Raw genomic sequence first — 11496 nt, 5'->3', positions numbered from 1 at the left:
GCTCGCCGCGCGGGTGGGGATGAGCGAGCGACACTTCGCGCGCGAGTTCACCCGGCTCGTCGGCACGCCGCCCGGGGTGTACGTCGAGCGGGTGCGGGTCGAGGCCGCGCGCGGCCTGCTGGAGTCCGGCGGACTCACCGTCAGCGCGGTCGCGTCCCGGGCGGGCTTCGGCTCGGCCGAGACGATGCGCCGCGCCTTCCTGCGCCGCCTCGGGGTGGCGCCGGACCACTACCGCCGTCGGTTCAGCCCGGCGAACTAGCGTCCCGCACCCGAGTGTCCCGACCCGGTCCGCCGCGGGCAGGTCGGGCGATGTCCCCTACCCGAAGGAGTCCGCGATGCAGGTCGCGATCCCGCTCTTCCCCCGTCTCACCGCACTCGACGCGATCGGGCCGTACGAAGTCCTGCAACGCGTCCCGGAGTTCGACGTGGTGTTCGTCGGCGCCGAGCGCGGCGAGGTGCGCACGGAGAACGGCATGCTCGGCCTCACCGTCGACGCCACGTTCGCCGAGGTCGAGCGGCCCGACGTCGTGGTGGTGCCCGGCGGGGTCGGTAGCCGTGACCACCTGGAGGGAAGCTCGCTCGTCGACTGGGTCGCCGCGGTGCACCCGACCACCCGGATGACCACGTCGGTCTGCACGGGGTCGCTGATCCTCGCGGCCGCCGGGCTGCTCACCGGCCGCACCGCGACCACCCACTGGGGCGCCACCGAGATCCTCGCGAAGCTGGGCGCCGAACCGGTCCGGCAGCGGGTGGTCGCGCACCCGGAGCAGCGGATCATCACCGCCGCCGGGGTCGCGGCGGGCATCGACATGGGCATCCGGCTCGTCGCGCTGCTGGTGGACGAGGTCGCGGCGCAGGCCGCCCAGCTCGGGATCGAGTACGACCCGGAGCCGCCCTACGACGCGGGGCACCCGGACAAGGTCGGGCCGGAGGTCATGGCGCGGGTCAGGGAGTTCTCCGCCGTCCGGCGGTGAGCCCCGGGCTCGCACCGGCCAGCCCACACCCGCCCAACTCACACCCGTGCTGCGAGTCCGGCTCCTGCCGGGCCGCCGACCACCTGGAGCCACCGTGACCGCGCTGCCCCGACCCGTCTCACCCCCTGCTCGGCCGACCGTCCGCGCCACCCTCGCCGACCGCCGCTTCCTCCGGCACTTCGCGGAGATGGTCGTCGCGATGCTGCTGGGTATGGCCGCGCTGATGCCGCTCTGGAGCCTCGCGGGCCTGCCGCCGCCGGCCCCACACGTCGAGCTGCACAGCCTGCTCATGGCCACCGCGATGACGCTCCCGATGAGCGCCTGGATGCTCGTCCGGCGGCACTCGTGGCCCGCGGTGGGCGAGATGGCGCTGGCGATGTACCTGCCGTTCGTGGTGCTGTTGGTGCCGTTCTGGGCGGGCCTGCTCGGCGGGCACGGGGTGATGGTCGGCGGGCACGTCCTGATGGTGCCCGCGATGGTGGCGGCGATGCTCCACCGTCGCGAGGAGTACGTGGGCTGTCCCTAGGGTGCGGCGAGGATGTCCGTGCCGCGATGGTCCGGCTCCACCCCCTGCACGATCATCGCGATGCCGTCGGAGTTGCGGGTCCGCAGCGGCAGGATCTCCTGGTAGGCGGGCGACCGGTACCAGGCGCGGGCCTGCTCGAGGCCCGGGAAGCCGATCACCACGAGGGCTCCCGGGAACTCGCCCTCGAGCACCTCGGGCAGGTCCCCGTGGACCACGAAGTACCCGCGGTGCGGGGCGAGGGTGGCGTCGATCCGCTGCAGGTACTCCACGATCTCGGCGTTGGGGTCGACGCTGCGCAGGTGCGCCACGGCATAGGCGGTCATGGGCTGTCTCCTTCGTCCGGTCCGACGCCACGAGCCTCGCGCTGTCGCCGTCCGGGGTCGATGACGTCGGAGGTCATGGGGTGACCCCCGTCATGCCCCCTTGCTGAGTTCCGCTCCGCAACGCAGACTGAGTTGCGATAGAGGACTCAGATCGAGGAGGATCCGATGCGCGATGCGGTGATCGTGGAGGCCGTCCGGACGCCGGTCGGCAAGGGCAAGCCGGGCGGGGCCTACTCCGAGGTCCATCCGGTCGAGCTGCACGCCCACGCCATCCGGAGCGTGGTCGAGCGGGTGCCGGGGCTGCGCCCGCACGAGATCGACGACGTCGTGGGCGGCATCGTCGGCCAGGTCGGCGAACAGAGCAGCAACTCCACCCGGTTCGCCGCGATCGCAGCGGGACTGCCGGAGTCCGTCCCCGGCGTGACCGTGGACCGGCAGTGCGGCAGCAGCCAGCAGGCGCTGTCCTTCGCCGCGCACGGGGTGATCGCGGGCGAGTACGACATCGCGATCGCCTCCGGCGTCGAGTCGATGAGCCGCGTCCCGATCGGCAGCTCCGCGCTGGTCGACGGCGTGCGGCAGGACGTGCACGGGCCGTCCGTCGCCCGGATCTACCCCGGCGGGCTGATCCCCCAGGGCGTCAGCGCCGAGCTGATCGCGCGGAAGTGGGGCCTGTCCCGCACACAGCTGGACGAGTTCTCCGCGACGAGCCACCAGCGCGCCGCGGCGGCCTGGGACCAGGGCTTCTTCACCGGGCAGGTGGCCCCGCTCAAGGTCACGCACCGCGACGGCAGCGTCACCCAGCTGGACCGGGACGAGACGATCCGGCCGGGCAGCACCGTCGAGACGCTCGGCGGCCTGCGCCCCGCCTTCGCGGACCCGCGGTGGACCGACCGCTTCGGCGACATCGACTGGAGGGTCACCGCGGGCAACTCGTCGCCGATCAACGACGGTTCGGCCGCACTGCTGGTCACCACGAGCGAGATCGCCGCCCAGCGCGGCTGGCGCCCGCGCGCGCGCATCCACACCACCACGGTGACCGGGGACGACCCGGTCCTCATGCTCACCGGGATCATCCCGGCCACCGCGAAGGTCCTGGCCCGTGCAGGCCTGCAGATCTCGGACATCGACGCGTTCGAGGTCAACGAGGCGTTCGCCTCCGTCGTCCTCTCCTGGATCGCCGAGACCGGGGCCGACCCGGCGAAGGTCAACGTCGACGGCGGCGCCATCGCCATCGGCCACCCGCTCGGCGCGAGCGGCGCCCGGCTCGCCACCACGCTGCTCGGCGTGCTCGAGCGCACCGGCGGCCGGTTCGGCCTGCAGACCATGTGCGAGGCGGGCGGCACCGCCAACGCCACCATCATCGAGAGGCTCTGACGTGGACATCGCAGGCAGCACGGCCCTGGTCACCGGGGCGAACCGCGGGCTGGGGCGCGAGCTGGCCGTCCAGCTCGTCGAGCGCGGGGCGAAGCGGGTCTACGCGGCGGTCCGCGACCCCTCGACGGTCACGGACGACCGGGTGGTCCCGGTCGCCCTGGACGTCACCGATCCGGCGGTGGTCGCGGAGGCCGCCGAGGACCTGCACGACGTCGACCTGGTGATCAACAACGCCGGGCTGGCGGGTGCGGGCTCCCTGCTCACCGGGGATCTCGACGGGGCCCGCGCCGAGCTGGAGACCAACCTGTTCGGGCCGGTCCACGTCCTGCGGGCCTTCGCACCGGTCCTCGCCCGCAACGGCGGCGGCGCGGTCGTCGACGTCCTGTCGGTCCTCTCCTGGCTGGCGATGCCGCAGGCCGGCGCGTACGCGGCCTCGAAGGCCGCGGCCTGGTCGTTCACCAACACCGCGCGGGTCGAGCTCGCGGGCCAGGGCACGCAGGTGCTCGGCGTGCACGTCGGGTACATGGACACGGAGATGGCCTCCCGGATCGACGCACCCAAGCTCGCCCCCGCCGCAGTCGCCTCGCAGATCCTGGACGCGCTGGAGGCGGGCGAGGAGGAGCTGCTGGCGGACGCGGTGAGCCGCGCGGTGAAGGAGCGCCTCGCCGGGCCGCCGTCGGCCCTCGTCCCCTGACCCCACGAGCGGCACCCTCGTGCGGACCGACCGCACGAGGGTGCCGCTCGTTACCAGGCCTCGCCCAGGTCGGCGTGCTGCCGGACCCAGGTGTGCATGGTGACGCCCGCCGCCACGCCCGCGTTGATCGAGCGGGTGGAGCCGAACTGGGCGATCGAGACCAGCAGGTCGGCGGCCTCGCGCGCCTCGGGCGTCAGACCCGGACCCTCCTGGCCGAAGAGCAGCACGCACTCGCGCGGCAGCTCCGCCGTCTCCAGCGGCACCGAGCCCGCGGTGTTGTCCACGGCGACGACCGCGAGGCCGTGCTCGCGGGCGAACTCGGCCAGCCCGGCGACCGCCTCGTGGTGGTGCAGGGTCTGGTACCGGTCGGTGACCATCGCGCCGCGCCGGTTCCACCGCCGTCGGCCGACGACGTGCACGGCCGCCGCGGCGAACGCGTTGGCCGTGCGCACCACGGTCCCGATGTTGTGGTCGTGGCCGAAGTTCTCGATCGCCACGTGGAAGGGGTGCGCGCGGGTCGCGAGGTCGGCGACCACGGCCTCCCGACGCCAGTATCGGTAGTGGTCCACGACGTTGCGTCGGTCGCCGTGTGCCAGCAGCTCGGGGTCGTAGCGGGGATCGGCGGGCCAGGGCCCCGTCCAGGGTCCGACGCCGACCTGCCCGGGCACCGCCCACTCCGTCGCCCCGGCCGCATCGTCACTCACGGGTCCATGATTGCCCGGGCCCGCCGCCCGTCGCGCACCCGGTCATGATCGCCGAAAGGTGCGCTCACTGCTGTCCCCACCGCGCTGAGCGCACGCAACCGGTGATCATGGCGCGCTGAGAGCACGAAACGTGCGATCTTGGTCGGCTCTCCGTCCGGACAGACGCCGTACTGGGTGATCGTGCGTTCCGCGAGTCCCCCACTCTCGACGCGCGAGTCGGACACTGCGGCCGCGCCTGTCGGACGCGTCAGGGGAGGAAGGCTGCTGCGTGCTCTCGGACCCAGTCCCCGTAGCCGGTCGCGGGCGAGCCGGTGACCTGCTCGACCGTCGGCTGCACCTCCGCGTGCCAGTCCACCGAGCCCTGCAGGATCGTGTCGACGTACCACTCGGCGCCGTCGCCCATGCCCGGGCGCAGGGCCTCCACCGCCTCGTCCCGGGTGACCTGGACGAACTCCACCGGCCTGCCCGTCGCCGCGGCGATGTGCGCCACGAGGTCCACGCGGGTGAGCACCTCCGGGCCGGTGAGCGAGTACGACCGGCCCTCGTGGCCCAGCGTCGTGAGCGCCACCGCCGCGACCCGCGCGATGTCCGCCATCGCGATCGGGGTGCTGCGCCCCTCCGGGTACGGCTCCCGCACCGCGCCCGTCGCGACGATCTGCGGCGCCCAGTCCAGCGTGTTCTCCATGAAGTCGCCCGGGCTCAGGTGCGTCCAGGCCAGGCCGCTCGCCTCCACCGCCTTCGCGACCGAGCCCCACCAGCTCTCGTGCTCGCCGGACAGGTCCACGACCCGCTGCACCCCGGCCTGCCGGGCGAGCCGCAGGACCTCCTCGACCGTGTCCGGGGTCGGCGCGAGGTACATCGCCTCGACACCCTCGAACGCCGCGGGCAGCGTCTTCGGCTTGCGCAGGTACCCGACGGCGACCTCCACACCCGCGGGCAGCGCCGCCTTGGCCGGGTTCGTGGTGAGCGCTCGGACCGCCCCCGCCCCGCGCGCCAGCAGCTGGTCGACGACCTTGCGGCCGATGTTCCCCGTCGCGCCCGTCACCAGGATGGCCATGGGTCCCCCTCTCAGTACGGTGTACGAAGAACGATAACAGTACGCCGTACGGAGTCTCAACCGGAACGGCCCCGAACGCACGAACGGCACTCTCGCTCAGAAGGAATGAGCGAGAGTGCCGTTCGGGCGGGGTGCGGTTACTGCTGCGGGGTGGCCGCGGCCGAGTGGCCTTCCTCGCGCTCACGGATCGGGGGCAGCGCCAGCCGCACCGGGGCGTGCGCACGGTGCGCACCCGCCGCCGCGGCGTGGTACTCCTCCAGCTGGGCGAGGAAGTCCGGGTCGGCGTAGATCCGGCCGTCGATCATGACGCCCTCGCGCCCGCTCAGCACCGCCTCGACGTCCTCGCCGGTCAGCGTCTTGTGCGTCTCCAGCGCGTGCGCGATGGCGAGCACCGACGAGCGGTTCTCCTTGAGGATGTCCTCGGCCCGGTCCAGCAGCGTGCCGAGGTGGTCCTCGATCCGGTCGGCGAGCGCTCGGCGGGCGACCTCCTCGGGCTTGCCGTCCTTGCCCTCCTTCCCGCGGCCGCCGCCGGGGGAGCCGACCTCCAGCCGTCGGGACGACGAGTACGAGGAGACCGTGGACCCCATGCCCCAGAAGCCCTCCATGAACGAGGCGACGGTGGTCGCCGACTCCAGGTCGCCGGACACGCCGGACGAGCTGTCGCCGTCGAAGAACATCCGCTCGCCCGCGAGCGAGGCCAGCGAGACGAGGATGTCCGCCTCGTACTCCGAGCGCCACCGGGTGAACTGGTCCTCCGGCGGGATGCTCGCGACCATGCCGAGGTAGTCGCTGCCCTTCTCGATCGTCGCGAGGTCGATCTCCATGTGCTCGCGCACCCGGTAGGCGACGACGGCGTGGCAGCCCTCGTGCACGGCGACGGCGTGCCGCTCGCGCTCGATGTACTCGACGTCCTCGGGTGGGCCGAGCTCCTTGAGCTGCTTGGCCTTGATCAGGTCCTTGTAGGTGATGACCTCGCGGCCGTCCCGGATCGCGGTGATCAGGGCCTCGTTCACCAGGTCCTTGATCGTGGCACCCGTGGCGTACGGGGTGATCGTGGCGAGCTTCTCGAGGTTCTCGTCCGTGATCTCGTGGGGCACCTTGTCCAGGTAGCCCTTGTAGGTCATGATCCGGCCGGCCTTCGAGGGGTAGCCGACCCGGTAGATCCGGTCGATGCGGCCCGGCCGCAGGAGTGCCTCGTCGAGCGACTCCGGCATGTTCGTGGCCATCATGACCAGGATCCGGTACTTGGGCGGCGGCTTCGGCCGCATGCCCAGCGCCCGGCGACCCCAGCGGTTGAGCAGCCCGCGGGGCTTCTTCAGCCCGGACAGCTCGGTGAGCAGCGCCTGCAGCGTGCCGCCGCCCCCGCCGCCGCCCTGCATCCCGCCCATCATGAAGCGGCTGGACGTCTCCTGCGGCGGCGGCTCGGACGACATCGAGTTGCGGAAGAGCATCGACTGCGTGTCCCGCGAGAGGTACGAGAAGCCGTGGCAGCCCGAGCCGTGGAACGGTGGCGGGGTGAACCCGCGCGGCGCGCCGCCGGGGCCGGTCCCCGCGAGCGTGCCGCGGTTGCCCAGCGCGTCCGCCTCGTCGAAGAAGACGATCACGCCGCCGTACCGGAGCGAGAGCTTGCGCAGCTTCCGGAACAGTGACTTGACCTTCAGGATCCCGACGCCCATGAACATGTTGATGAAGGCGCCCGGGTCCACGAACACGTACGGCTTGCCGGTCTCACCCGCGACGGCCTCGGCCATCAGCGTCTTGCCGGTGCCGGGCGGGCCCCAGAGCAGGAGGCCACCGGGGACGTAGCCGCCCTTGGCCTCGATCTCCTCCGGCTTCTCCAGGAACATGATGTTCTCGCGGATCCGCTGGACCACGTGGTCCTGGCCCCAGACGTCGGTGAACCGGGTCTTGATGTCGTCCGGGTAGTAGGTGTCCACGCCGCCGCGCGACAGCAGCCAGAACAGGCCGATGAACTGGAACGCGATGAAGAAGAACGCGAAGGCCAACTGGAAGATGAACGGCAGCGCCTGGAAGATCAGCGCGGGCGCCTGGAAGATCGCCAGGAACGGCGACGTGCCGAGCGCGGCGCCGGCGACCAGCGCCACCAGCACGATGAACGCGGCCCACTTGAGCGCACGCGCGACCCGGAAGCGGGTCCAGTCCGACCAGCGGCGCTTGAGCATCCGGTCGGTGCCGCCGAAGACCTTCTGCGTCCAGAAGACGTGGTAGCCCGACCACTTCTCCGAGACGAAGAAGTGGATCTGGCGCAGCAGCTCGACGCCGGCGAGCCAGAGCAGCCACTGCGAGTCGACGAGCTCGATGCGCAGCGCGTCCGGGAACGTCATCAGCGGGTTGTCCGCCACCTGCGACCAGACGATCACGAAGAACGCGACGACCAGCAGCAGCAGGATCTTGCCGCGGTCCCACAGCGACATCTTCTTGCGCTTGGGCTCCACCTTCGGCGGTGGCGGCTCGTGGACCTGCGGACCCTCGGGCACCGGGGCGCCCGCCGCGGCGCCCGCAGTGTCGTCGATGATGGTCATGGGCCCTCCCGAACCGTGAACGAGGAGACGACGTCGTCGATCTCCGACTGCCGCTTCTCGAAGCAGTCCACCGAGCAGCGTGCGAGCGCGAGGTAGAGCTTGCTCGCGTCGTCGTTGAGATAGCCGGTCTGGTCGAAGATCTGCGGCTCACCGTTGTTCACCCGGTACGAGAACACCGAGTGCACGCCGCGGATCCCGTCCCCCGGGGTGAGCACCTCGTCGCCCAGGAGCGTGAAGCCGGTGAGGCCCGAGGCGCTGCCGCCGAGCTGCATCGACTGCCGGGCCGACTCCGAGACCGGGTAGATGAAGTCCCGCACGGTGTCGAGCGAGACCTGCCCGCGCGACTCCTCCGGGATCGGCTGGACGGTCACCAGGATGGCCGGTGACTCGGCGGACTCGCCGATGATGTGGTTGAGCGACGGCTGCGCGTCCGAGTCGTACGCCTCGATCCACACCCCCTCGGAGGAGTCCTCCGCGGGCTGGACGCCGAGCTGGGTCGCCAGCTGTCCGGGGTCGACCTGCTTCCACGAGTTCGGCACCTTGAGATAGGTGCGGTCCCCGGAGTTGGTGACGTAGGTCCACGAGGGCGCGCCGCACCCCGCGACCAGCGCCAGTGCGAGTGCCGCCACCACCATCGGCCAGCGGAGTACGGGTCGGCGCCGGACCCGGCGCCCCGTACGTCCTGCCATGAGTCCTCCCCGCCGTGACTGTTCCGTGACCTTCGAGTATGCGGCACGAAACGTCCTCGACACTGCACCGTTCAGGTTGCGAAGAGGTTTCCCCCTCCCGAGAACGGGTTTCCCCTTGCCGAAGTGTGACCCTCCCACCACGGTGAGGCCAGCCCCGCCCGGGGGTGACCCCCGTCGCGTCCGCGGAGATCGTCTCGGCGTGGCGTGCGCCGTGCGGGGCGGGCCGGTCTGCGAGCGGCAGCGGCGTGCGACCGTTCGGCCCCGTTGCGTGGCGAACCTGAAGGGGTTGCTCGGCGTTCGGAGCAATCTGTGCGGCGTTCGGCCTTATTTCGGGCCCGGAACCGACCGTCGAACCCGTCACGGGCGCCGTCCCCCGGGCGCCGCCTTAAGCTTCCATATCCGGCCCATGGGCCTTCCATACCGTCCCTGGCCGTGGACAGGACGACGGAGAGGGCGACCCAGACGGGGGCCCGTGCGGCATGGGTGGCGGCGCTGCTCGTGGTGCTCGCGGGCCCGGCCGTGGTCCACCTGCTGACCTCCCCGCCCGTGGGCATGTGGAAGCAGCTCTCCTCCGTCACCGGTCTCGTCGCCCTCTCGGCGCTCGTCTGCACCGCGTCCCTCCCCTCGCGGCTGCGCGGGCTCACCCGGGCCTTCGGCATCGAGACCGTCGTCGGTCTGCACCGCCAGCTCGGCATCCTCAGCGCGGTCCTGATCGCGCTGCACCTCGCGGCCGTCGTGGCCGCCAACCCCGCGCAGGTCGCGCTGCTCATCGTGCCGTCGGCCCCCGCACGGGCCCAGGCCGCCGTCGGCGCGTCCGTGGCGCTGGCGCTGCTCGTCGTGCTCGCGCTGGAGCGCCGCCGGATCTCCGCGCGCTACGAGGTCTGGCGCTGGCTGCACCTCTTCCTGGCCGTGCTCGTGCTCGGCGGCTCCGCCCTGCACGTGCTGTGGCTCAAGCAGATGGTGACCGACGCCGTCATGGGCCCGGTCCTCGCCGGGCTAGGCCTGCTCGTCGTCGCCGTGTTCGTGATGCGCTGGTGGGGCCGATCGGTGCTCGACCGCGGTGGCGAGTTCGAGATCCAGCAGGTGCGGGCCGAGAACCCCACGGTGACGACGATGGTGCTGACCCCCCGCGACCGGAACGAGGGCCTGCGGTTCTCGCCCGGCCAGTTCGCCTGGGTGCGGCTGCAGCGCTCGGCGGTGGAGGAGCACCCGTTCACCATCGCCAGCAGTGCGCACGACCCCCTGCACACCGAGTTCACCATCCGCGGGACCGGCGACTTCGCCTCCTCCGTGCGCGACCTGCGGCCCGGCGAGTCGGTGTGGGTCGACGGCCCGTACGGCTCGTTCACCTGCGACGCCGTGCCCACCGAGGGCCTGGTCCTGATCGCGGCGGGCGTGGGCATCACCCCGATGATGAGCATGCTGCGCACCGCCGCGGACCGGGGCGACCAGCGGCCCCACCGCCTGGTCTACGTCGCCAGGGACACCGGCGACCTGCTGTTCCGCGACGAGCTCGCGATGCTGCGCGGCTACCTCGACCTCGAGGTCACCGAGGTCCTCCGAAGGCCGTCGGCGACCTGGACCGGGGCGACCGGCGAGATCGACGTCGGCCTGCTGACCACGGTGCTGGCGACCGTCGACGTCGCCCAGCGCCTCGACTACTTCCTCTGCGGCCCGCCGTCGATGGTCGACGACGTGCTCGGCGCCCTCACCTCGATGGGCGTCCCCGACGACCGGATCCACACCGAACAGTTCGACATGGCTTGACCCATCGATCAGCGCTGATCACGCACGAACCGGTCCGCTCCCCCACGTGACCGGCAGGCACCCGCTCCCCACGGGCCGCTCCCCGAAAGGTCCACCGATGTTGCACCGCATCCCGCGCTCCGTGCGCTGGGCACTGCTCGTCGCCGTCCTCGGCGCCATCACGGTCTCCGTGCTGCAGTCCTGGACCTCGGGTGCCCCCGGCACCGGAGGGTGGCAGCAGACCCAGTGGGGTCCCCTCGGACCCGCCGACCGCGACCTGCTGATCAAGGTCCGCCAGGCCGGTCTCTGGGAGGCGCCCACCGGACAGCAGATGTCCCAGCAGGCGAGCAACCAGCAGGTCCGGGAGACCGGCCAGCACCTCGCCGAGCAGCACGCCGTGCTCGACCAGATCGACCGGGACGTCGCCGACAAGCTCGGGGTCCAGCTGCCGAGCCGCCCGACGGACCAGCAGATCGCCTGGATGAACCAGATCACCAACACCACCGGTACGGACTACGACCGGGTCGCGGTGCAGATCGTGCGCGAGGCCCACGGGAACGTGCTGCCGGTGATCGCCGAGGTCCGGGTGAGCACCCGCAACGAGCAGGTGCGCCAGTTCGCCGACACCGCGTTCCAGTACGTGACCGGGCACATCGCGATGCTCGAGGCGACCGGTCTGGTGGACTACTCCGCGCTGCCCGCCCCGCCCTCGCCCGGGCTGTTCAGCGGGGCGACCACCCCCGCCGACATGATCGTCCCCGCGATCGTGTTCCTGGCCTGCGTCGGTGCCGCGATCGGCCTGATCGTGACGCTGCGGCGCGGCAGGAGGAAGCCGTCCGGCCCCGTGGCCCCCGCGACGGGCAGCC

At 72.0% G+C, this 11496-nt stretch carries 12 protein-coding genes; 7 read left to right on the top strand and 5 right to left on the bottom strand.

Translation table 11 applies throughout. The features are described from left to right. The 3 genes from H5J29_RS08565 to H5J29_RS08555 form a co-directional block, all read left to right on the top strand. Positions 1 to 259, top strand: a 259-nt coding sequence (locus H5J29_RS08565; RefSeq protein WP_181780378.1) for a helix-turn-helix domain-containing protein, incomplete at its 5' end; no start/stop codon positions are given. A gap of 76 nt (positions 260 to 335) precedes the next feature. Then, the gene (locus tag H5J29_RS08560) at positions 336 to 974 is read left to right on the top strand and encodes a DJ-1/PfpI family protein (protein ID WP_181780377.1); all 639 of its coding nucleotides are present in this window, start codon (positions 336 to 338) and stop codon (positions 972 to 974) included. A 94-nt stretch (positions 975 to 1068) separates the two neighbouring features. Then, positions 1069 to 1500, top strand: coding sequence for a hypothetical protein (locus H5J29_RS08555; protein ID WP_312858118.1), 432 nt, complete (start codon positions 1069 to 1071; stop codon positions 1498 to 1500). On the opposite strand, the gene H5J29_RS08550 is transcribed toward H5J29_RS08555, so the two are convergent. Beyond that, complete coding sequence (locus tag H5J29_RS08550; protein ID WP_181780376.1) at positions 1497 to 1823, bottom strand: DUF1330 domain-containing protein; 327 nt, start codon at positions 1821 to 1823, stop codon at positions 1497 to 1499. The genes H5J29_RS08555 and H5J29_RS08550 overlap by 4 nt on opposite strands. A 165-nt stretch (positions 1824 to 1988) precedes the next feature. Here H5J29_RS08550 and H5J29_RS08545 point away from each other — a divergent pair, with 165 nt between their 5' ends. Continuing rightward, complete coding sequence (locus H5J29_RS08545) at positions 1989 to 3197, top strand: thiolase family protein (RefSeq protein WP_181780375.1); 1209 nt, start codon at positions 1989 to 1991, stop codon at positions 3195 to 3197. Between the two features lies 1 nt (position 3198). Then, positions 3199 to 3891 carry an SDR family oxidoreductase gene (locus tag H5J29_RS08540; RefSeq protein ID WP_181780374.1) on the top strand — a complete coding sequence of 231 codons (693 nt, stop codon included), beginning with the start codon at positions 3199 to 3201 and terminating at the stop codon, positions 3889 to 3891. Positions 3892 to 3941: 50 nt separating this feature from the next. Here the strand turns inward: H5J29_RS08540 and H5J29_RS08535 are convergent, their stop codons facing one another. The 4 genes from H5J29_RS08535 to H5J29_RS08520 all read right to left on the bottom strand — a co-directional run bounded on the left by H5J29_RS08535 (position 3942) and on the right by H5J29_RS08520 (position 8884). Then, entirely contained in the window at positions 3942 to 4595 is a 654-nt protein-coding gene (locus H5J29_RS08535; protein WP_181780373.1) for a TrmH family RNA methyltransferase, read from the bottom strand. Positions 4596 to 4842: 247 nt separating this feature from the next. Then, the gene (locus H5J29_RS08530; protein WP_181780372.1) at positions 4843 to 5652 is read right to left on the bottom strand and encodes an NAD(P)H-binding protein; all 810 of its coding nucleotides are present in this window, start codon (positions 5650 to 5652) and stop codon (positions 4843 to 4845) included. 137 nt (positions 5653 to 5789) lie between these two features. Next, complete coding sequence (locus H5J29_RS08525) at positions 5790 to 8195, bottom strand: AAA family ATPase (protein WP_181780371.1); 2406 nt, start codon at positions 8193 to 8195, stop codon at positions 5790 to 5792. Further along, the gene (locus tag H5J29_RS08520) at positions 8192 to 8884 is read right to left on the bottom strand and encodes a hypothetical protein (protein WP_181780370.1); all 693 of its coding nucleotides are present in this window, start codon (positions 8882 to 8884) and stop codon (positions 8192 to 8194) included. The genes H5J29_RS08525 and H5J29_RS08520 overlap by 4 nt, the downstream gene beginning before the upstream one ends. Positions 8885 to 9316: 432 nt before the next feature. Here H5J29_RS08520 and H5J29_RS08515 point away from each other — a divergent pair, with 432 nt between their 5' ends. Then, complete coding sequence (locus tag H5J29_RS08515; RefSeq protein ID WP_181780369.1) at positions 9317 to 10651, top strand: ferredoxin reductase family protein; 1335 nt, start codon at positions 9317 to 9319, stop codon at positions 10649 to 10651. A 97-nt stretch (positions 10652 to 10748) separates the two neighbouring features. Beyond that, a partial coding sequence (locus tag H5J29_RS08510; RefSeq protein WP_181780368.1) for a DUF4142 domain-containing protein occupies positions 10749 to 11496 on the top strand: 748 nt, incomplete at its 3' end.

The organism is Pseudonocardia pini (assembly GCF_013870575.1).
GTDB classification, from domain to species: domain Bacteria; phylum Actinomycetota; class Actinomycetes; order Mycobacteriales; family Pseudonocardiaceae; genus Pseudonocardia; species Pseudonocardia pini.
The sequence above is the reverse complement of the archived record's forward strand: the minus strand, read 5'-3'. Positions and strand labels throughout refer to the sequence as shown.